Below are 23,039 nucleotides of genomic sequence, written 5' to 3'. Positions count from 1 at the left end.
GGGAGCGATGTCGTGTTCACTCAGGGCTGCAAACATCAAAACCCCCCGTTCCGTTCCGTATCCTGTGCCCGCTCATTCCCAGTCTGTTCGCTCGCAAGCTCCCTCAGAAGCAGTGCGAGTACGCTCCGTACACTCTCCATACGAATTTCCGCCCGACGGCCGTTCAACCTCAGGGCCTCCACTTTTCCGCCACCGGCAGAACCGGCACCAGGTCCGAACGGCCCGTCCAGGGCGACGAAAACAGTCCCGACCGGTTGTCCGTCCTGTGGTTCCGGACCGGCGACACCCGTCGTCGCGAGGCCCCAGTCGGCGCCCAGTGCCTTCCGCACGCCGGCCGCCATCTGGGCCGCGACCTGCGCATCCACCGCTCCACGCTGAGCCAGCAGGGTGGCGTCGACGCCGAGCAGTTCGTGCTTGAGCTCGGTCGCGTACGCCGTGATCGATCCCCGGAAGACCTTGGACGCCCCGGGGACCGAGGTCAGCTCGGCCGCGACCAGGCCACCCGTCAGCGACTCGGCGACGGCGACCGTCTCGCCCCTCACCGTGAGTAGTCGCACGGCTTCCGCGGCCGGGAAACTCACCCTTCCGACTCCTGCAACGCGGCCCGGCGCTCGGCAATTCCCTGCCTGCGCAGCACGATGGCCTGTCTCACATAGTCCAGCCCGGTCGCCACGGTCAGCACGACCGCCGCGGCCATCACCCAGAACCGCAGGGTGGCCAGCCATCCCGTGAGCGCCAGCACGTACATTCCCACGGCCACGCCCTGGGTGAGGGTCTTCAGCTTCCCGCCACGGCTGGCGGGGATGACGCCGTAGCGAATGACCAGAAAACGCAGGAGCGTGATCCCCAGTTCCCGCCCGAGGATCACCCCCGTCACCCACCACGGCAGATCGCCCAGCCCCGACAGGCAGATCAGCGCCGCACCCATGATCGCCTTGTCGGCGATGGGGTCGGCGATCTTCCCGAAGTCGGTGACCAGGTTGTAGGTGCGCGCCAGATGCCCGTCGAACAGATCGGTGATCATGGCGATGGCGAAGGCCGCCCAGGCGAGCGAGCGCCAGGCGGGGTCGTAGCCGCCGTCGGCCAGCATCAACGCGACGAAGCCGGGGACGAGCAGCAGCCGGAGCATGGTCAGCAGGTTGGCGACGTTCCAGACGCTGGCCTGGTTCACCGCAGCGGCCGCGATCTTCCCGCCGCGCGCCGGTTTCGCCTCCGTCTGCGCGCCGGTGGCCTCGTCTGCGACGGCAGCCGGGCCGGAGACACCCGTCCCCGTGGCGCCCGCGCCGGACACACCCATGCCCTTCACGGGAGCCTTCGTCGAGGAGGCGCCCGCGGGGGCCGCGGCCGCGCCGTTCGCCCGGGCGGAGCCACCCGCGGCGGACGCCGGTACTCCGGTCATCTGCCCGCCTCCTCACTGCCGGCCCGGCCGTCGCCGCCGGCGCTCACGAACGCCGTCAGCGGCTCGGCCACGAGGTCGACGCCCTCCGTACCGACCACCTTCGCCTCGACCATACGACCGACGCTCAGGGCCTCGCCGCCCGTGACGCCGGTGAGCAGCACCTGGCCGTCCGTCTCCGGCGCCTGGTGCGCCGCCCGCCCGTGGGTACCCTCCTCGGCGTCCACCGACTCCACCAGGACGCGCAGGGTCTGTCCGAGGCGCTCCTCGGCCCGCTGCGAGACGAGTTCCTCGGCGAGCTGCGAGATGTGGGCGAGCCGCTCGGCGACGACGTCCACGTCGAGCTTGTTGTCGTACGTCGCCGCCTCCGTGCCCTCCTCGTCGGAATAGCCGAAGACGCCGATCGCGTCCAGCCGTGCCCCGTTCAGGAACCGCTCCAGCTCGGCCAGGTCGGCCTCGGTCTCCCCGGGGAAGCCGACGATGAAGTTGGACCGCACGCCCGCCTCGGGCGCCTTGCTCCGGATGGTGTCGAGCAGTTCCAGGAACCGGTCGGTGTCGCCGAACCGGCGCATCGCACGCAGCACGCCCGGCGCGGAGTGCTGGAAGGACAGGTCGAAGTAGGGCGCGACCTTCGGCGTCGAGGTCAGTACGTCGATCAGGCCGGGCCGCATCTCGGCGGGCTGGAGGTAGCTGACGCGCACCCGCTCGATGCCGTCGACCTCCGCAAGCTCCGGCAGCAGCGACTCCAGCAGGCGGATGTCGCCCAGGTCCTTGCCGTAGGAGGTGTTGTTCTCGGAGACCAGCATGATCTCCTTGACGCCCTGCTCGGCCAGCCACCGCGTCTCGTTCAGCACGTCGCTCGGGCGGCGCGAGATGAAGGAGCCGCGGAAGGACGGGATGGCGCAGAAGGAGCAGCGCCGGTCACAGCCGGAGGCCAGCTTCACCGAGGCGACGGGGCTGCCGTCCAGCCGGCGCCGCAGCGGCGCACGCGGGCCGGAGGCCGGGGCGAGGCCCGCCGGCAGGTCGGAGGGGGCGCCGTGGCCCGGCAGCGCCACGTCGGACGCCGACTGCCGCTCGGCCGGGCTGATCGGCAGCAGCTTGCGCCGGTCGCGCGGGGTGTGCGCGGCGTGGATGCCACCGTTCAGGATGGTCTGCAGGCGGTCGGAGATGTTCGCGTAGTCGTCGAAGCCGAGCACGCCGTCGGCCTCGGGGAGGGCCTCGGCGAGTTCCTTGCCGTATCGCTCGGCCATGCAGCCCACCGCCACGACGGCCTGGGTTCTGCCGTGCCCCTTGAGGTCATTGGCCTCCAGGAGGGCGTCGACGGAGTCCTTCTTGGCGGCGTCGACGAAGCCGCACGTGTTCACCACGGCGACGTCCGCGTCCTCGGCGTCCTCGACGAGCTCCCAGCCGTCCGCCTCCAAACGGCCTGCGAGCTCCTCCGAGTCCACCTCGTTACGGGCGCAGCCAAGGGTGACAAGTGCGACGGTACGGCGTTCAGGCATGGGCTCAAGACTACTTCGTCCCGCTGACACCCCACGTCGACGGGGTTGGCCGATCTTGGCCAACCCCGTGTGAAATACGCCCCTCTCCGAAGCCGCTCAGCCGACCTGCGGATCGCCCTTCGTGTAGGTGAGCCGCTCCACGGCGCCGGGCTGGAAGTCGTCCTCGATCTTCTTGCCGTTCACGTAGAGCTGGATGGCGCCCGCGTCGCCGAGCACCAGGTTGATCTTGGAGCTGTCCTGGAAGGTCTTGGACTGGCCCTGCTTGAGCAGGCCGTCGAACAGGAGCCGGCCGTTGTGGTCCTTGGCGGAGATCCAGCTGCGGCCGTCGACGGCGCTGACCTGCACGGTGACCTTGTCCCGCGGGGCGGCCGCGATGGCGCTCTCGGTGGGGTCGGGCTTGGGGTCGGTGGGCTTGGGGGCATCGGCGGACGGCGAGCCGGAGGTGCCCGCCGAGGGCTTGGCGCCTTCGGCGACCGGTGCCTTGGAGCCGTCCTCGGAGTCACCCTTGAACAGGGTGAACCCTACGAAGCCGATCACGGCGACGATCGCGGCGACCATGGCCGCGGTCCAGTTGGGCCCCCGTCGCTCCGGACGGATGCGCTCGGCTTCGAACAGCGGCGCCGCCGGCGTCGGCGCCGGACTCCCGCCGCGCTCGGCGTCGTACTGCGCGAGCAGGGGCGCGGGATCCAGGTGGACGTACTTGGCCAGGGTCCTGATGTGCCCGCGCGCGTAGACGTCGCCGCCGCACGGTGCGAAGTCGTCCGCCTCGATGGCGTGCACGATGCCGATGCGGACCCGGGTGGCGGTACTGACGTCATCGACGGTCAGCCCGGCGGCAATGCGCGCCTGCTGCAGGGCACGGCCGATGGAGAGGCGGGCTTCCTCGGGAACGTCTTCGAACGGACGCTCGTCTTCAGGGGAGTTGCCGATGGACACGGGGGCGCCTTTCGAGCGTGTAGCCACCTGTGCTGGAGGTTCAGTCTAGGGGGGGTCCAAAAGGGTGGGGCAACCCGGTGGAGGGACTTTGTACGCCATCGGTATGGCTCGACGTCCCGTTGACGGGTGTGGTGCTTGACGAATGATGGGGCGGGTGCTTGTCGCTTCCCTCAACTTGACGTACGTCGCAGGGAAACGGTTGCTCAATGATCCCTTACGGGTGAGTCACGATCGAACAACCGCGTGCGGCGAGCCGACGATCGTGACCCGCTTGCCTACCCTTCAGACTCCCCACGGATGACGGCGAGCACGCCATCCAGCTCATCGGGCTTCACAAGAACATCACGTGCCTTGGAGCCCTCGCTCGGCCCGACGATGTTGCGCGATTCCATCAGGTCCATCAGCCGCCCGGCCTTGGCGAAGCCGACGCGCAGCTTGCGCTGGAGCATGGAGGTCGACCCGAACTGCGTGGAGACGACCAGCTCGGCCGCCTGGCACAGCAGATCCAGGTCGTCGCCGATGTCCTCGTCGATCTCCTTCTTCTGCTGGGTGCCGACGGTGACGTCGTCCCGGAACACCGGCGCCATCTGGTCCTTGCAGTGCCGGACGACGGCCGCGATCTCCTCCTCGGTCACGAACGCGCCCTGCATACGCGTGGGTTTGTTCGCGCCCATCGGCAGGAACAGCCCGTCGCCCTTGCCGATCAGCTTCTCGGCGCCGGGCTGGTCGAGGATGACCCGGGAGTCCGCCAGCGACGAGGTGGCGAAGGCGAGCCGCGACGGCACGTTCGCCTTGATCAGGCCGGTGACCACGTCGACCGACGGCCGCTGCGTGGCGAGCACCAGGTGGATGCCGGCCGCGCGCGCGAGCTGCGTGATGCGCACGATCGCGTCCTCGACGTCGCGCGGCGCCACCATCATCAGGTCGGCGAGCTCGTCGACGATCACCAGCAGGTAGGGGTAGGGCTGCAACTCCCGCTCGCTGCCCTCGGGCGGCTTGACCTTGCCCTCGCGCACGGCACGGTTGAAGTCGTCGATGTGCCGGTAGCCGTACGCCGCCAGATCGTCGTAGCGGAGGTCCATCTCCCGTACGACCCACTGAAGCGCCTCGGCGGCCCGCTTCGGGTTGGTGATGATCGGCGTGATCAGGTGCGGGATGCCCTCGTAGGCGGTCAGCTCGACCCGCTTGGGGTCAACGAGGATCATCCGGACGTCCTCGGGGGTCGCCCGCATCATGACCGAAGTGATCAGGCAGTTGATGCACGACGACTTGCCGGAACCGGTGGCTCCGGCGACCAGCATGTGCGGCATCTTCGCCAGCGAGTGCATGACGTACCCGCCCTCGACGTCCTTGCCGAAGGCCACCAGCATCGGGTCGTCGTCCTCGGCGGACTCCGCGAGCCGCAGTACGTCGCCGAGGTTGACCATCTCCCGGTCGGTGTTCGGGATCTCGATGCCGACCGCGGACTTGCCCGGGATGGGGCTGATGATCCGCACGTCGGGGCTGGCGACGGCGTACGCGATGTTCTTGGTGAGCGCGGTGATCCGCTCGACCTTCACGGCGGGCCCGAGTTCCACCTCGTAGCGCGTCACCGTCGGCCCGCGCGTGAAGCCGGTGACCGCGGCGTCGACCTTGAACTCGGTGAACACGTTCGTCAGCGAGGCGACGACGGCGTCGTTGGCGGCGCTGCGCGCCTTGCCGGGGCCGCCGCGCGTGAGGAGGTCGAGCGCCGGCAGGGCGTAGGTGATGTCGCCGGACAGCTGGAGCTGCTCGGCGCGCGGCGGCAGTTCGCGCGGCTGCACGGGCGGCGACTTGGTGAGGTCGGGGACCCCGGTCCCGATCTTCTGCTGCTCGGGCCGGGCGGCCGGCACCGGCGTCGGGGTGGGCGTCGTCTCCGCGCGGTCGCCCACGCTGACGCCCTGGGTGAGGTCGGCGACGATCGGCGAGGGCGGCATGCCGTGCAGGACGGCGCCGTCGAGCGCGGCGGCGGCGGCCGCGGCGACGTCCACGGCGTCCTTCTGCCGCCCTCTCTCGGGCTGTGGCACGGACGTGCGCCCGGGGCCGCCGCGACGCCGGGAGAGCGCCTCCTGCTCGGCTCCGTCGGGGTCGTAGCCTTGCGGGGCCTGCCCGCGCCGGCGGCGGCCCCGCGCGGGGAGCGCCTCGCGCCACTGCTCGTCGTAGCGCTCGTCGTCCTCGGTGAAGTCGTCGTCCAGTTCGGGTTCGCGAACGAGGCCGAGCTTCACGCCGAGCAGCCGCAGCCGCTGCGGGATGGCGTTGACCGGGGTGGCCGTGACGACCAGCAGCCCGAAGACCGTGAGCAGCACCAGCAGCGGTACGGCGAGCACCTCGCCCAGGGCGTACGTCAGCGGGGTCGCCGCGCCCCAGCCGATGAGTCCGCCGGCGTCCCGTACGGCCTGCATGCCGGCGCTGCGGGCGGGCGAGCCGCACGCGATGTGGACCTGTCCGAGCACGCCTATGAGCAGCGCGGACAGGCCGATGACGATGCGGCCGTTGGCCTCGGGCTGCTCGGGGTGCCGGATGAACCGCACGGCGACGACCGCGAGCAGGATCGGCGTGAGCAGGTCAAGTCGTCCGAAGGTGCCGGTGACCAGTATCTCGACGAGGTCACCGACGGGACCGCGCAGGTTCGACCAGGTGCCCGCGGCGACGATCAGCGCGAGCGCGAGCAGCAGCAGGGCGACGCCGTCCTTGCGGTGGGCCGGGTCGAGGTTCTTCGCGCCCTGCCCTATCCCTCGGAAGACTGCGCCGACGGCGTGCGCCAGGCCGAGCCAGAGCGCGCGGACGAGCCGGTAGATGCCCCCGGTGGGGCTCGGCGCCGGCTTGGGTGCGGCCTTCTTCGCCGGGGCCACCCTCCTGGCGGGCGCCGCCTTCTTCGCCGGGGCCTTCTTCGCGGCGGCCTTCTTCGCCGGAGCCTTCGCCGAAGCGGCAGCCTTCTTGGCGGGCTGCTTCTTGGCTGCGGAGGGACGTGAGGCCATGGGTGTGAGATTACCGGTGGAGACGGCAGCGGACACGCGTGCCTACTGCTTCACCCGTTCGTGTCGCCCTTGCCGAGGCGCGAAACTGACGCCGGCTCATCAGCAGGTGACACGCCCGGGCCCACCGTGCGACGGCTCCGTGACCGCTCCGGGACCTCGGTCGGGCAACTCGGCGCCCTCAAGGGTCAGTTCTGCGACGGCACCGAGGGGGCGCCGCCGGTGCCCGGCTCCAGCGCGTCCAGCGCCCGCCGCAACCCCGTGAGCTTGCGCTCCAGATGAGCCGCCGTGGCCACCGCCGCCGCGTCCGCGGACTCGTCGTCGAGCTGCTTGGAGAGCGCCTCGGCCTGCTCCTCGACCGCCGCGAGGCGCGCCGACAGCTCGGCCAGCAACCCGGCGGACTCCTTGCCGCCGACCGCGCCCTTGCCGCCGCCCTCCAACTGCAGCCGCAGCAGTGCCGCCTGCTCGCGGAGCTGGCAGTTCTTCATGTACAGCTCGACGAACACGGAGACCTTCGCCCGTAGCACCCACGGGTCGAACGGCTTGGAGATGTAGTCCACCGCGCCGGCCGCGTAGCCACGGAAGGTGTGGTGCGGGCCGTGATTGATCGCGGTGAGGAAGATGATCGGGATGTCCCGGGTCCGTTCACGCCGCTTGATGTGCGCGGCGGTTTCGAAACCGTCCATTCCCGGCATCTGGACGTCCAGCAGAATGACCGCGAAGTCGTCCGTGAGCAGTGCTTTGAGCGCTTCCTCCCCGGACGATGCCCGCACCAGCGTCTGATCGAGCGCCGAGAGGATCGCCTCCAGCGCCAGCAGATTCTCCGGCCGGTCATCGACCAGGAGGATCTTGGCCTTCTGCACCATGGCCCGCCCTCCTCGCCCCGGCAGTGCACCGGGCGCCGCCCCGTGGGACGACTCCGTTGCGCCGCCCATCCTCGTGCCGGTCATCGTAGCCGCACCCCGCCTGTCGCCACACCCTGTCACCGCGATGTCACTGTGCACGTAGCAGAAACGCGGTGGGGGACCAGAAGGTTCCCCCAATCCCGCACTTGTACACAGCTACGCACACTCTCCGTCAACAACTCCCCACGGACACCCACTGTTCATTCGCCCTGCATCCACTGCTCCATCACCGCCAGCAGGTGGTCGGGATCGACCGGTTTCGTCACATAGTCGGACGCGCCCGACTCGATCGCCTTCTCCCGGTCGCCCTTCATCGCCTTGGCCGTCAGCGCAATGATCGGCAGTCCGGCGAACTGCGGCATCCGGCGAATCGCCGTGGTCGTCGCATAGCCGTCCATCTCGGGCATCATGATGTCCATCAGGACGACCGCCACGTTGTCGTGCTGCTCCAGCACCTCAATGCCCTCACGGCCGTTCTCGGCGTACAGCACCGACAGCCCGTGCTGCTCCAGGACGCTGGTGAGCGCGAAGACGTTGCGGATGTCGTCGTCGACGATCAGTACCTTCTCACCCCCGAACCGGACACCCGCGCGCGGGTGGGCCTCCGCCTCCGCGCCGGCCTCACCGGCCTGCCACGGCTCCTGCGGCAGGGCCCGCTGCTCGGCCACGCGCGTGTGCCGGCGGCGGCGCCGGAACAGCGCGGCGGCCCCGTTCTGGGTCTCGTGGTACGACCTCACCTCGGCCGGCGTCTCGACCGTCGCCTCGGCCAGCTCGGGCCACTCGGCGCGCTCCGCGGCCGGGGCCGAGGGCGCGGGCTGCTGGTAGCCGTGCGGAGGCAGCTCGCTGGGGTGCAGCGGCAGGTAGAGCGTGAACGTGGAGCCGCGGCCCGGTTCGCTCTGCGCGTGGATCTCCCCGCCGAGCAGCTGGGCGATCTCCCGCGAGATGGACAGGCCGAGGCCCGTGCCACCGTACTTGCGACTGGTCGTGCCGTCCGCCTGCTTGAACGCCTCGAAGATCACCCGCATCTTGCCGGCCGCGATCCCGATGCCGGTGTCGGTCACCGAGAACGCGATCAGGTCGGCGTCCGCGTCGGTCAGCGACCCGGCCTCCAGCAGCTGCTCCCGGATGGCCTGCGGCACGTCGTCGCGCGCGGGACGGATGACCAGCTCCACCGAGCCCGAGTCGGTGAACTTCACCGCGTTCGACAGCAGGTTGCGCAGCACCTGCAGCAGCCGCTGCTCGTCGGTGTGCAGCGTGGCGGGCAGCTCCGGAGAGACCCGTACCGACAGGTCGAGGCCCTTCTCCGCGGTCAGCGGCCGGAACGTGGCCTCCACGTAGTCCACGAGCTGGACGAGCGCGATGCGCGTCGGCGAGACGTCCATCTTGCCCGCCTCGACCTTCGACAGGTCCAGGATGTCGTTGATCAGCTGGAGCAGGTCGGAGCCGGCCCCGTGGATCGTCTCGGCGAACTCGACCTGCTTGGGCGTCAGGTTGCCGTCCGCGTTGTCGGCGAGCAGCTTGGCCAGGATGAGCAGCGAGTTCAGCGGCGTACGCAGCTCGTGCGACATGTTGGCCAGGAACTCGCTCTTGTAGCGCATCGAGACCGCGAGCTGCTCGGCGCGCTCCTCCAGGACCTGCCGCGCCTCCTCGATCTCGGTGTTCTTCACCTCGATGTCGCGGTTCTGCTGGGCCAGCAGCTCGGCCTTCTCCTCCAGTTCGGCGTTGGACGCCTGCAGGGCCTTCTGCCGGTTCTCCAACTCGGCGGAGCGCTCCCGCAGTTGCTCGGTCAGCTCCTGCGACTGCTTCAGCAGCACCTCCGTCTTGGTGTTGACGGAGATGGTGTTGACGCTGGTCGCGATCATCTCGGCGATCTGGTTGAGGAAGTCCTTCTGGATCTGCGTGAACGGAGTGAACGAGGCCAGTTCGATCACGCCGAGCACCTTGCCCTCGAACAGCACCGGCAGCACGATCACCTGCGCGGGCGGCGCCTCGCCGAGCCCGGAGGAGATCTTCAGATAGCCGCTGGGCGCGTTCTCCACCAGGATCGTGCGCTTCTCCTGGGCGGCCGTGCCGACCAGCGCCTCACCGGGGCGGAACGAGGTCGGCATGGAGCCCATCGAATAGCCGTACGAGCCCAGCATCCGCAGCTCGTACGGGTCGTCGTTGCCCGCGCTGTCGGCCGGCTGCATCGCCAGGAAGAACGCCCCGTGGTGCGCGGAGACCACCGGCGTCAGCTCGCTCATGATCAGCGAGGCCACGTCCTCCAGGTCCCGGCGCCCCTGCATCAGCGCGGAGATCCGGGCGAGGTTGCCCTTGAGCCAGTCCTGCTCCTTGTTGGCGATCGTGGTGTCGCGCAGGTTGGCGATCATCTTGTTGATGTAGTCCTGAAGCTCCTGGATCTCGCCGGAGGCGTCCACGTCGATCTTCAGGTTCAGGTCGCCGCGGGTCACCGCGGTCGCCACGCGCGCGATGGCACGCACCTGCCGGGTGAGGTTCCCGGCCATCTCGTTCACGGACTCCGTCAGGTCCCGCCAGGTGCCGTCGACGTCCCGCACGCGCGCCTGGCCGCCCAGCTGGCCCTCCGTACCCACCTCACGGGCCACGCGCGTGACCTCCTCAGCGAACGAGGACAGCTGGTCGACCATCGTGTTGATGGTCGTCTTGAGTTCGAGGATCTCCCCGCGCGCGTCGATGTCGATCTTCTTCGTCAGGTCACCCTTGGCGATGGCCGTCGTCACCATGGCGATGTTCCGCACCTGGCCGGTCAGGTTGGACGCCATCTGGTTCACCGACTCGGTGAGGTCCTTCCACGTACCGGCCACACCCGGCACGTGCGCCTGACCGCCGAGGATGCCGTCCGTGCCCACCTCACGGGCCACCTTGGTGACCTGCTCGGCGAACGAACTCAGCGTCTTGACCATCGTGTTGAAGGTGTCGGCGAGCTGCGCCACCTCACCGCGCGCCTCGATCGTCACCGTGCGCGTCAGGTCGCCGTTGGCGACGGCCATCGCGACCTGGGAGATGTTCCTCACCTGAACGGTGAGGTTCTTCGCCATCAGGTTGACGTTGTCGCTGAGGTCCTTCCAGATGCCCGTGACGCCCGGCACGTGCGCCTGGCCGCCCAGGATGCCCTCGGTACCCACCTCGCGGGCCACCCGGGTCACCTGGTCGGCGAAGGACGACAGCTGGTCCACCATCGTGTTGACGGTGGTGACGAGCTCCAGGATCTCGCCCTTGGCGTCGACGGTGATCTTCTTCGACAGGTCGCCCTTGGCGACGGCGGTGGTGACGTGGGCGATGCTGCGCACCTGCACGGTGAGGTTGTTCGCCATGAAGTTGACGGACTGGGTGAGGTCCTTCCAGGTGCCGGAGACGCCCTGCACCTCGGCCTGGCCGCCCAGCTTGCCCTCGGTGCCCACCTCACGGGCCACGCGCGTGACCTCCTCGGCGAACGAGGACAGCTGGTCCACCATCGTGTTGAGCGTGTTCTTCAGCTCCAGGATCTCGCCGCGCGCGTCCACCGTGATCTTCTGCGACAGGTCACCCCGCGCCACCGCCGTGGCCACCTGGGCGATCTGCCGCATCTGAGCCGTCAGGTTGCCGGCCATGCCGTTCACGGAGTCCGTCAGGTCCCGCCACACACCGGCCACGCCGGGCACCTGCGCCTGACCGCCGAGCCGGCCCTCCGTACCCACTTCGCGGGCCACCCGCGTCACCTGGTCGGCGAAGGCCGAGAGCTGGTCCACCATCGTGTTGACGGTGTTCTTCAGCTCCAGGATCTCCCCGCGCACGTCCATGGTGATCTTCTGCGACAGGTCGCCCCGCGCCACCGCCGTGGTCACCTGGGCGATCTGCCGCACCTGGGCGGTCAGGTTGCCCGTGATGGAGTTGACGGCGTCGGTGAGCTCCTTCCACGTCCCGGAGACGCCCTCCACGCGCGCCTGCCCACCGAGCCGCCCCTCGGTACCGACCTCCCGGGCCATGGTCGTCACCTGGTCGGCGAACGACGACAGCTGGTCCACCATCGTGTTCACGGTGTTCTTCAGTTGCAGCATCTCGCCGGAGACGTCCACGGTGACCTTCTGCGACAGATCACCATTGGCGACCGCCGTCGTCACCTGGGCGATGTTGCGCACCTGTCCGGTGAGGTTGCGGAACGCCGTGTTGACGGAGTCCGTCAGGTCCTTCCACGTCCCCGCGGCGCCCGGCACCTGCGCCTGGCCGCCCAGCTCGCCCTCGTCGCCGATCTCCCGCGCCACCCGCGTGACCTCGGAACCGAAGGCGGACAGCTGGTCCACCATCCCGTTGACGGTGTTCTTCAGCTCCAGCATCTCGCCGGCCACGTCCACGGTGACCTTCTGCGACAGATCACCATTGGCGACGGCCGTCGTCACGGCCGCGATGTCCCGCACCTGAGTGGTGAGATTGCGGAACACGGTGTTGACGGAGTCCGTCAGGTCCTTCCAGGTCCCCGCGGCGCCCGGCACGTTCGCCTGTCCGCCGAGCCGCCCCTCCGCGCCGACCTCGTTGGCCACACGCGTGACCTCGTCCGCGAAGATCCGCAGCGTCTCCGTCATCTGGTTGATCGTCTCGGCGAGCTGCGCGACCTCGCCCCGCGCCTGCACGGTCACCTTGCGCGACAGATCACCGTTGGCGACCGCCGTGGTCACCTCGGCGATGCCGCGCACCTGGGCGGTGAGGTTGCCGGCCATGGTGTTGACGGAGTCCGTGAGCTCCTTCCACACACCGGCCACCCCGGGCACCTGCGCCTGGCCGCCCAGCTCGCCCTCGGTACCCACCTCGCGCGCGACCCGGGTCACCTCGGAGGAGAACGCGGAGAGCTGGTCCACCATCGTGTTGACGGTTTCCTTCAGCTCCAGCATCTCGCCGGCCACGTGAACCGTGACCTTCCGGGACAGATCACCCTTGGCGACCGCCGTCGTCACTAGCGCGATGTCCCGCACCTGGGCGGTCAGCCGGTACGCCATCGTGTTGACGGACTCCGTCAGGTCCTTCCACGAACCGGACATACCGCGCACCTGGGCCTGCCCGCCGAGCTTGCCCTCGGTGCCCACCTCACTGGCCACGCGCGTGACCTCGTCGGTGAACGTCGACAGCTGGTCGACCAGGTTGTTGACGGTCCGCCCGACCTTCAGGAACTCCCCGCGAAGGGGATGCCCGGACCCGTCCGGCGCGTTCGTCCTCAGCTCCATCCGCGGCGACAGATCACCCTCGGCCACCGCGAACAGCACCCGGCTGACCTCGGAAACCGGCCACACGAGGTCGTCGACCAGCGCGTTCGAGGCGTCGATCGCGGCCGCCCAGGAGCCCTCACAGGCCCCCGTCTCCAGCCGCTCGGTGAGCTTTCCCTCGCGTCCCACGACGCGCCGTACCCGCGACAGCTCGCCCGTCAGGTGCAGGTTCCGGTCGGCGACCTCGTTGAAGACGGCGGCGATCTCCGCCATCACGCCGTCCCCGGACACCGTCAGCCGCTTGCGGAAATTGCCGTCGCGCATCGAGACCAGGGCCGCCAGCAGCCGGTTCAGGGCGGCCGTGTCCACCTCGGTGGTCCCATTCCGGCTGCGCGGGGACTGTCCGCCCTTCGCGCGCGGCTTCGTGCCCCGCGTCGCTGCGCCAGACTCCACTGTGTCCCTCCCGCAGGGGTCGACCATTACTGCTGTGCTCGGCTGCCACCGTCCGGCGCCGGGATGCTCCTGCGTATCCGCGCCGGGTGGTACCAGCCGTCAATCCCACCAGGAGGAACCGGACCGCACCAGGGGCTGCTGCCCGTCGCACGCGCGTCGCATTCGCCTTGTCCGGAGCCTCCACAAGAAGCCTGCCCAGTGTTTCACCCCGGCTGAACCAGGCCATAACAGTTCGGCAGCTTCGCACATCGTCCGCACACCCTCCGGACGGAAACACTGCAGACCGGCATCCGCATGAACCGCGAAGGTAAGTAACCTTGCATGCGGCTGTCCAGCCGCACCGGTTCCGTCCGGCCTGGGCGGTGGCACGAGAACGAGCGGGCATCGGAGGGGCGGCCGCACACATGACCACCGGACTGATCCCGGGGGAACAGCCCCCGGACCCCCGGCCGACGAGCGGCCTCCCGTCGCAGACGCGACGCGAGCCGGTCGGCGCCGCAGCCCAGCACGACGAGAGCAGGTCGAGGAGTTCCGTGATCACCGCGCGCGCGGCCGCCAGCTTCGAGCCCGTCGGGCGCTCGGTCGCCTCCGCACGCTCCTTCGTCCGCGACACGCTCCAGGGCTGGGGCCACGCCGACATCGTCGACGACGCCGTGGTGCTCACCAGCGAGCTGGTCACCAACGCCGTCGTGCACGCGGGCACCACCGCCGACGTCCTGTGCCTGCGCCTGGACGGCGGCGTCCGCATCGAGGTCGCCGACCACTACCCGGAGCGCGAGGTCCCCCTCCAGGGTTCCGCCGTCAACATGGGCAGCCCCGACCGCGAGGGCGGCCGCGGTCTTCAACTGTGCGCGGCCCTGGCCGGACGCTGGGGCGTGGAGTACACGCCCACGCACAAGCAGGTCTGGTTCCAACTGGACCTCCCCGAGCGGGCCGTCGGCACCCGCACCGCCGGCCCGTCCCTCCCTGCCGACCTGCTCCCGATGGCCGACGGCCGCGTCCGCGTCGCCGTCATCCAGATCGACCGCAGCGGCTCCATCACCGCCTGGAACGAGGACGCCGAGGAACTCTTCGGCTACCCGGGCGAACAGGTCACCGGCAAACCCCTCACCGACCTCGCCGCCTGGCCCCACACCCCCGGCACCAGCACCGGCATCGCCGAGGCGCTGCAACTGTCGCGCTGGGAAGGCAGCTACGGCATCCGGGACGCCGGCGGCCGGGTCGTACCGGTGTACGCCTCCCACCTGCGCGTCCGCGACACCGCCGGCGAGCCCTCCACCGTCTGCCTGCTCGTCCGCGACCACGAACGGGCCGTCCTGCAAACGCCGGTCCGCATCACCGCGCCCGACACGGCCACCGCCTCCGAGGGCCAGAGCACCGACCCCTTCGAGGTGTTCATCGGCTCCCCCGCCCCGGACGACCTCGACGGCCTCCTCCAGCGCACGGTCGAACGCGCTCGCGACATGCTCGACGGCGACTCCGCGTTCCTGCTCCTCGCCACCGACGACGAGACGGAACTGGAGGTCCGCGCCTCCACGGGCCTGCCCTCCGCCCGCCAGCGGTTCGCCCGCGTCCCCGTCGAGGCGGGCCCCGGCCGCTACGGCTCCGCCCGCATGCCGGCCGTCCACGACGACCTCACCGCCGTCCCCGGCGCCGTACCGCTGCTCAACGGCACGGGCATGCGCTCGGTCGTCACGGTCCCGCTCAAGGTGGAGGGCCGCCTCACCGGCTCCCTCGGCGTCGCCGCGGAGGCTCCCGGCAGATACTCCAACGAGGAGGCGCTGCGCCTGCAGTTCGCCGCCGACCGCATCGCCCTGGCCGTCGAGTCGGCCCGCCTCGGCGAACTCGAACGGCTGCGCCGCGGCTCCCTCAGCTTCCTCGTCGAGGCCTCCGACCTGCTCGCCGGCACCCTGGACCGCGACCAGACGCTCGCCCTGATGGCCCAGATGACGGTCCCGACGCTGGCCACCTGGTGCGCGGTCTACACGATCGCCGACCAGGCCTCGGAGCCGTACCTGTCGTACGTGCTGCACGAGGACGAGGAACTCATCGACGGCATCAAGTCGTTGCTCTCGAAGATCTCCCCGCCCGACCCGGTGCCCACCCCCGGCGCCCGCGTCTGGTCGGCCCCGGCGGAAGCCGCCCACCAGGCCGCCCTGCGCACCTCCATGCGCAGCCTGGGCCTCGGCGAACCCGCCACGGTCAGCTCCGGCATCGGTACGACGCTGGCGACGGCGTCCGCGGTCGGCGGCGAGACGGTCGTCCTGCCCCTGGTCGCCCGCAACCGCGTCATCGGCATGCTCACCCTCGGCAAGCCCACCGACGAGCACTTCCGCCAGGAGATCCTGGAACTGGCCGAGGACCTGTCCCGCCGAGCCGCCCTGGCCCTGGACAACGCCCGCCTCTACTCGGAGCGCACGGCCATCAGTCAGTCCCTCCAGCGCAGCCTCTTGCCGCCCGAACTCCCCGAGATCGACGGCGTCGAGGTCGAGGTCATCTACCGCGCGGCCGGCGAGGGCAACGAGGTCGGCGGCGACTTCTACGACATCTTCCCCATCCGTGACGGCGCCTACGGCTTCGCCATCGGCGACGTCTGCGGCACGGGCCCGAACGCCGCGGCCGTCACCGGCCTCGCCCGGCACGCCCTGCGCCTGCTCGCCCGCGAAGGACTCAGCGGCCCGGCGGTCCTGCAGCGCCTCAACTCCGCGATCCTCGACGAGGGCGCCCGCAGCCGCTTCCTGACCCTCCTGTACGGCGAGATGCGCCCGCAGGAGGACGGCAGCGCGGAGCTGAAGGTGGTCTGCGCCGGCCACCCGCTCCCCCTGCGTCTGCGCCAGGACGGCACGGTGGAGGCCGCAGCCGAACCCCAGCCCCTCCTCGGCGTCCTGGAGGATCTCGACCTCTACGAGCAGACCGTCACCCTGGACCCCGGCGACGTCCTCCTGTGCGTCACGGACGGCGTCACCGAGCGCCGCGAGGGCAACCGCATGCTGGGCGACGACGGCCTCGCCGACGTCCTCACCACCTGTACGGGCCTCACCGCGGGCGCTGTCGCGGCCCGCATCATGCGCGCCGTGGAGCGCTTCGCCTCGGACGCGCCCTCCGACGACATGGCCATCCTGGCGATGCGCGTCCCGGGCCTCCACAACGGCCTGGCCAACACCTGAAAAACGAAAAGGCCCCCGCCCTGTGGGCGGGGGCCTTTTCGTTTCGGAGCCCCCAAACGGAATCGAACCGTTGACCTTCTCCTTACCATGGAGACGCTCTGCCGACTGAGCTATAGGGGCCGGTCACCTTATCGAGGTTTCCCTCGCGGCAACGGAATAGATCATACCCCGAACCGACCCGTGCTCCCAACCACGACCGTCCGGTGCCCGGAACGATCAGAAGGCGGGCTGCAACAGTCCCCCGAGCGCATTGCAGGCGGACACGACCCGCTGCAAGTCCCGCTTCGTCAAAGCACCGTCCATCGGCAGCGCGAGCGTCTCCGCGGCGGCCCGCTCGGTCTCCGGCAATGACACGCACTGCCGGAAAGCGGGAAGCCGGTGCACCGGCGTCTTGACCGGCACGCGGCAGTCAACTCCCCGCGCACGGACAGCACGTGTGAAGGCATCCCGGTCCGGCCGCCCGTTCCCGGGAACCCGCACCACGTACTGCTGATAGGTGTGCCCGACCCCGCCGTCCGGCGTGAGGACGCCCTTCAACTTCGCATCCAGGTACGCGGCCCGCTGCCGACGCTGCGCGACCTCGTCGTACGGCGCCTCCGACTCCCCCTGCTGCAGCACCAGGATCCCGTGCCGCTGCCCGAGAGCGTGCAGGCCGGCGACGTCCGCCGGCCGTCCGAACCGGTGGACGACAACGACCGCCGCGGTACGCGAAGTTATGGCCGCATCGACCGCGGACGCGTCGAGGCAGTACGACACCGGGTCGATGTCGGCGAACACCGGGCGTGCCCCCGCCATGGTCACCGCTTCGGAGACCTCGACGTTGCCGAAGGCCGGCACGACGACCTCGTCACCGACTCCGACGCCGGCGGCCCTGAGCATTGCTGCAGTACCCATACTGCGGATCGTGGTTGCGCAACGTGAACTTCAAGTGACGCAGAACAAAAAAGGGTTGGACCCGAAACCGAAGTTCCGGGTCCAACCCTGCAATATTTGTTCGGCGGCGTCCTACTCTCCCACAGGGTCCCCCCTGCAGTACCATCGGCGCTGTAAGGCTTAGCTTCCGGGTTCGGAATGTAACCGGGCGTTTCCCTCACGCTATGACCACCGAAACACTATGAAACACAACCGCACCACCCATCAGGGCGGGGTTGTTCGTGGTTTCAGAACCAACACAGTGGACGCGAGCAACTGAGGACAAGCCCTCGGCCTATTAGTACCGGTCAACTCCACACGTTACCGTGCTTCCATATCCGGCCTATCAACCCAGTCGTCTACTGGGAGCCTTACCCCATCAAGTGGGTGGGAGTCCTCATCTCGAAGCAGGCTTCCCGCTTAGATGCTTTCAGCGGTTATCCCTCCCGAACGTAGCCAACCAGCCATGCCCTTGGCAGAACAACTGGCACACCAGAGGTTCGTCCGTCCCGGTCCTCTCGTACTAGGGACAGCCCTTCTCAAGACTCCTACGCGCACAGCGGATAGGGACCGAACTGTCTCACGACGTTCTAAACCCAGCTCGCGTACCGCTTTAATGGGCGAACAGCCCAACCCTTGGGACCGACTCCAGCCCCAGGATGCGACGAGCCGACATCGAGGTGCCAAACCATCCCGTCGATATGGACTCTTGGGGAAGATCAGCCTGTTATCCCCGGGGTACCTTTTATCCGTTGAGCGACGGCGCTTCCACAAGCCACCGCCGGATCACTAGTCCCGACTTTCGTCCCTGCTCGACCCGTCGGTCTCACAGTCAAGCTCCCTTGTGCACTTACACTCAACACCTGATTGCCAACCAGGCTGAGGGAACCTTTGGGCGCCTCCGTTACCCTTTAGGAGGCAACCGCCCCAGTTAAACTACCCATCAGACACTGTCCCTGATCCGGATCACGGACCCAGGTTAGACATCCAGCACGACCAGACTGGTATTTCAACGACGACTCCACAACCACTGGCGTGGCCGCTTCAAAGTCTCCCAGCTATCCTACACAAGCCGAACCGAACACCAATATCAAACTGTAGTAAAGGTCCCGGGGTCTTTCCGTCCTGCTGCGCGAAACGAGCATCTTTACTCGTAGTGCAATTTCACCGGGCCTATGGTTGAGACAGTCGAGAAGTCGTTACGCCATTCGTGCAGGTCGGAACTTACCCGACAAGGAATTTCGCTACCTTAGGATGGTTATAGTTACCACCGCCGTTTACTGGCGCTTAAGTTCTCAGCTTCGCCCCACCGAAATGGAGCTAACCGGTCCCCTTAACGTTCCAGCACTGGGCAGGCGTCAGTCCGTATACATCGCCTTACGGCTTCGCACGGACCTGTGTTTTTAGTAAACAGTCGCTTCTCGCTGGTCTCTGCGGCCACCCCCAGCTCGAGCAGCAAGTACTCTCACCAGGCGTGGCCCCCCTTCTCCCGAAGTTACGGGGGCATTTTGCCGAGTTCCTTAACCATAGTTCACCCGAACGCCTCGGTATTCTCTACCTGACCACCTGAGTCGGTTTAGGGTACGGGCCGCCATGAAACTCGCTAGAGGCTTTTCTCGACAGCATAGGATCATCCACTTCACCACAATCGGCTCGGCATCAGGTCTCAGCCACAAGTACGACGGATTTACCTGTCGCACGGCCTACACCCTTACCCCGGGACAACCACCGCCCGGGATGGACTACCTTCCTGCGTCACCCCATCACTCACCTACTACCAACTTGGGCCGGCGGCTCCACCACTCCCCTTCACCCGAAGGCTCCAGGGCGGCTTCACGGCCTTAGCATCACTGGATTCAATGTTTGACGCTTCACAGCGGGTACCGGAATATCAACCGGTTATCCATCGACTACGCCTGTCGGCCTCGCCTTAGGTCCCGACTTACCCTGGGCAGATCAGCTTGACCCAGGAACCCTTAGTCAATCGGCGCAAACGTTTCTCACGTTTGTATCGCTACTCATGCCTGCATTCTCACTCGTCAACCGTCCACAACTCGCTTACACGGCTGCTTCACCCGGCAGACGACGCTCCCCTACCCATCACAGCAGGCGTTGGCCCTCATGCTGCAATGACACGACTTCGGCGGTACGCTTGAGCCCCGCTACATTGTCGGCGCGGAATCACTAGACCAGTGAGCTATTACGCACTCTTTCAAGGGTGGCTGCTTCTAAGCCAACCTCCTGGTTGTCTGTGCGACTCCACATCCTTTCCCACTTAGCGTACGCTTAGGGGCCTTAGTCGATGCTCTGGGCTGTTTCTCTCGACCATGGAGCTTATCCCCCACAGTCTCACTGCCGCGCTCTCACTTACCGGCATTCGGAGTTTGGCTAAGGTCAGTAACCCGGTAGGGCCCATCGCCTATCCAGTGCTCTACCTCCGGCAAGAAACACACGACGCTGCACCTAAATGCATTTCGGGGAGAACCAGCTATCACGGAGTTTGATTGGCCTTTCACCCCTAACCACAGGTCATCCCCCAGGTTTTCAACCCTGGTGGGTTCGGTCCTCCACGAAGTCTTACCTCCGCTTCAACCTGCCCATGGCTAGATCACTCCGCTTCGGGTCTTGAGCATGCTACTGAAACGCCCTATTCGGACTCGCTTTCGCTACGGCTACCCCACCCGGGTTAACCTCGCAACACACCGCAAACTCGCAGGCTCATTCTTCAAAAGGCACGCAGTCACGAGATACAGCAAGCTGCATCCGACGCTCCCACGGCTTGTAGGCACACGGTTTCAGGTACTATTTCACTCCCCTCCCGGGGTACTTTTCACCATTCCCTCACGGTACTATCCGCTATCGGTCACCAGGGAATATTTAGGCTTAGCGGGTGGTCCCGCCAGATTCACACGGGATTTCTCGGGCCCCGTGCTACTTGGGTGTCTCTCAAACGAGCCGCTGACGTTTCGACTACGGGGTCTTACCTCTACGCCGGACCTTTCGCATGTCCTTCGCCTACATCAACGGTTTCTGACTCGTCCCACGGCCGGCAGACCGTGAAAGAGAGATCCCACAACCCCGCATGCGCAACCCCTGCCGGGTCTCACACACATACGGTTTGGCCTCATCCAGTTTCGCTCGCCACTACTCCCGGAATCACGGTTGTTTTCTCTTCCTGCGGGTACTGAGATGTTTCACTTCCCCGCGTTCCCTCCACACTGCCTATGTGTTCAGCAGTAGGTGACAGCCCATGACGACTGCCGGGTTTCCCCATTCGGAAACCCCCGGATCAAAGCCTGGTTGACGACTCCCCGGGGACTATCGCGGCCTCCCACGTCCTTCATCGGTTCCTGGTGCCAAGGCATCCACCGTGCGCCCTTAAAAACTTGGCCACAGATGCTCGCGTCCACTGTGCAGTTCTCAAACAACGACCAACCACCCATCACCCCCGGGTACAACCCGAAGTTCACTGGGGCCGGCACTGAAGGCGACCATGCGGCCGTACCTTCAGACACCCAACAGCGTGCCCGACCAGTCTCTGTCCGGAGATCATGCGTTCCACGCTCCGAAGAGCAGTACTAGCAGCCTCCGACCCAGAACCTGGCCGAGTAGTCAACGTTCCACCCATGAGCAACCAGCATCAGACACTCGCCGATGTACTGGCCTCTGACCTCGTCCCGAAGGACTCGGTGAGAAGTGCTCCTTAGAAAGGAGGTGATCCAGCCGCACCTTCCGGTACGGCTACCTTGTTACGACTTCGTCCCAATCGCCAGTCCCACCTTCGACAGCTCCCTCCCACAAGGGGTTGGGCCACCGGCTTCGGGTGTTACCGACTTTCGTGACGTGACGGGCGGTGTGTACAAGGCCCGGGAACGTATTCACCGCAGCAATGCTGATCTGCGATTACTAGCGACTCCGACTTCATGGGGTCGAGTTGCAGACCCCAATCCGAACTGAGACCGGCTTTTTGAGATTCGCTCCACCTCGCGGTATCGCAGCTCATTGTACCGGCCATTGTAGCACGTGTGCAGCCCAAGACATAAGGGGCATGATGACTTGACGTCGTCCCCACCTTCCTCCGAGTTGACCCCGGCGGTCTCCCGTGAGTCCCCAGCACCACAAGGGCCTGCTGGCAACACGGGACAAGGGTTGCGCTCGTTGCGGGACTTAACCCAACATCTCACGACACGAGCTGACGACAGCCATGCACCACCTGTACACCGACCACAAGGGGGCACCCATCTCTGGATGTTTCCGGTGTATGTCAAGCCTTGGTAAGGTTCTTCGCGTTGCGTCGAATTAAGCCACATGCTCCGCCGCTTGTGCGGGCCCCCGTCAATTCCTTTGAGTTTTAGCCTTGCGGCCGTACTCCCCAGGCGGGGCACTTAATGCGTTAGCTGCGGCACGGACAACGTGGAATGTTGCCCACACCTAGTGCCCACCGTTTACGGCGTGGACTACCAGGGTATCTAATCCTGTTCGCTCCCCACGCTTTCGCTCCTCAGCGTCAGTATCGGCCCAGAGATCCGCCTTCGCCACCGGTGTTCCTCCTGATATCTGCGCATTTCACCGCTACACCAGGAATTCCGATCTCCCTACCGAACTCTAGCCTGCCCGTATCGACTGCAGACCCGGGGTTAAGCCCCGGGCTTTCACAACCGACGCGACAAGCCGCCTACGAGCTCTTTACGCCCAATAATTCCGGACAACGCTTGCGCCCTACGTATTACCGCGGCTGCTGGCACGTAGTTAGCCGGCGCTTCTTCTGCAGGTACCGTCACTTGCGCTTCTTCCTGCTGAAAGAGGTTTACAACCCGAAGGCCGTCATCCTCACGCGGCGTCGCTGCATCAGGCTTGCGCCCATTGTGCAATATTCCCACTGCTGCCTCCCGTAGGAGTCTGGGCCGTGTCTCAGTCCCAGTGTGGCCGGTCGCCCTCTCAGGCCGGCTACCCGTCGTCGCCTTGGTGAGCCGTTACCTCACCAACAAGCTGATAGGCCGCGGGCTCATCCTGCACCGCCGGAGCTTTCCAACCCCCACCATGCGGAGGAGGCTCGTATCCGGTATTAGACCCCGTTTCCAGGGCTTGTCCCAGAGTGCAGGGCAGATTGCCCACGTGTTACTCACCCGTTCGCCACTAATCCCCACCGAAGTGGTTCATCGTTCGACTTGCATGTGTTAAGCACGCCGCCAGCGTTCGTCCTGAGCCAGGATCAAACTCTCCGTGAATGTTTACCGGTGATCCGGTGACACACACGGGAGCGGAACCGTCGAGCGGAATAAGCCCGACCGTTCACAGCGTCCTCGCTGTGTTTTCTTCAAAGGAACCACGTCCCGGTCTGATGACCGGAGACGGGGTATCAACATATCTGGCGTTGACTTTTGGCACGCTGTTGAGTTCTCAAGGAACGGACGCTTCCTTCGTACTCACCCGAGATACTCTCTCGGGCTTTCCTCCGGGCGCTTCCCTTCGGTGTTTCCGACTCTATCAGATCTTTTCTCGATCCGATTTCCTCGGTGCTTTCCAGGTTCCCGCTTTCGCGTTTCCCTTTCCGGCGCTTCCGACTTTATCAGAGATTCTGAG

Annotated in this window: 9 protein-coding genes, 1 tRNA gene and 3 rRNA genes; 1 reads left to right on the top strand and 12 read right to left on the bottom strand. The window is 67.1% G+C overall.

The window, feature by feature from the left end; all coding sequences use genetic code 11:
• Positions 1-35: 35 nt before the first annotated feature.
• The 7 genes from IPT68_RS27310 to IPT68_RS27280 form a co-directional block, all read right to left on the bottom strand.
• Positions 36-581, bottom strand: coding sequence for a CinA family protein (locus tag IPT68_RS27310; protein ID WP_189702179.1), 546 nt, complete (start codon positions 579-581; stop codon positions 36-38).
• Complete coding sequence (gene pgsA, locus IPT68_RS27305) at positions 578-1,399, bottom strand: CDP-diacylglycerol--glycerol-3-phosphate 3-phosphatidyltransferase (RefSeq protein ID WP_189702180.1); 822 nt, start codon at positions 1,397-1,399, stop codon at positions 578-580. The genes IPT68_RS27310 and pgsA overlap by 4 nt, the downstream gene beginning before the upstream one ends.
• Positions 1,396-2,898: a 30S ribosomal protein S12 methylthiotransferase RimO gene (gene rimO / locus IPT68_RS27300; protein WP_189702181.1), complete on the bottom strand. Its 1,503-nt coding sequence runs from the start codon at positions 2,896-2,898 to the stop codon at positions 1,396-1,398. The genes pgsA and rimO overlap by 4 nt, the downstream gene beginning before the upstream one ends.
• Positions 2,899-2,994: 96 nt before the next feature.
• Positions 2,995-3,834 carry a helix-turn-helix domain-containing protein gene (locus IPT68_RS27295; protein ID WP_189702182.1) on the bottom strand — a complete coding sequence of 280 codons (840 nt, stop codon included), beginning with the start codon at positions 3,832-3,834 and terminating at the stop codon, positions 2,995-2,997.
• A 275-nt stretch (positions 3,835-4,109) separates the two neighbouring features.
• Positions 4,110-6,830: a DNA translocase FtsK gene (locus tag IPT68_RS27290; protein ID WP_189702183.1), complete on the bottom strand. Its 2,721-nt coding sequence runs from the start codon at positions 6,828-6,830 to the stop codon at positions 4,110-4,112.
• Between the two features lie 185 nt (positions 6,831-7,015).
• Positions 7,016-7,693 (bottom strand): response regulator, encoded by a 678-nt coding sequence (locus tag IPT68_RS27285; protein ID WP_189702184.1) that lies wholly within the window; start codon positions 7,691-7,693, stop codon positions 7,016-7,018.
• Between the two features lie 239 nt (positions 7,694-7,932).
• Complete coding sequence (locus IPT68_RS27280) at positions 7,933-13,377, bottom strand: HAMP domain-containing protein (RefSeq protein WP_189702185.1); 5,445 nt, start codon at positions 13,375-13,377, stop codon at positions 7,933-7,935.
• A 404-nt stretch (positions 13,378-13,781) separates the two neighbouring features.
• Between IPT68_RS27280 and IPT68_RS27275 the strand changes: the two genes are divergently transcribed.
• Positions 13,782-16,544, top strand: coding sequence for a SpoIIE family protein phosphatase (locus IPT68_RS27275; RefSeq protein ID WP_194074016.1), 2,763 nt, complete (start codon positions 13,782-13,784; stop codon positions 16,542-16,544).
• A gap of 47 nt (positions 16,545-16,591) precedes the next feature.
• On the opposite strand, the gene IPT68_RS27270 is transcribed toward IPT68_RS27275, so the two are convergent.
• From IPT68_RS27270 to IPT68_RS27250, 5 genes are all read right to left on the bottom strand, one after another.
• Positions 16,592-16,664: transfer RNA gene (locus tag IPT68_RS27270), tRNA-Thr, on the bottom strand.
• A 96-nt stretch (positions 16,665-16,760) separates the two neighbouring features.
• Entirely contained in the window at positions 16,761-17,423 is a 663-nt protein-coding gene (locus tag IPT68_RS27265; RefSeq protein WP_189702188.1) for a DegT/DnrJ/EryC1/StrS family aminotransferase, read from the bottom strand.
• Between the two features lie 113 nt (positions 17,424-17,536).
• A 5S ribosomal RNA gene (gene rrf / locus IPT68_RS27260) occupies positions 17,537-17,653 on the bottom strand.
• A gap of 81 nt (positions 17,654-17,734) precedes the next feature.
• A 23S ribosomal RNA gene (locus tag IPT68_RS27255) occupies positions 17,735-20,848 on the bottom strand.
• Positions 20,849-21,163: 315 nt separating this feature from the next.
• Positions 21,164-22,684: ribosomal RNA gene (locus IPT68_RS27250) — 16S ribosomal RNA — on the bottom strand.
• The 16S, 23S and 5S rRNA genes sit together here, the layout of an rRNA operon.
• Between the last annotated feature and the right edge of the window lie 355 nt (positions 22,685-23,039).

Source organism: Streptomyces chromofuscus (assembly GCF_015160875.1).
Classification (GTDB): domain Bacteria; phylum Actinomycetota; class Actinomycetes; order Streptomycetales; family Streptomycetaceae; genus Streptomyces; species Streptomyces chromofuscus.
This window is presented reverse-complemented; position numbering and strand designations above follow the sequence as displayed.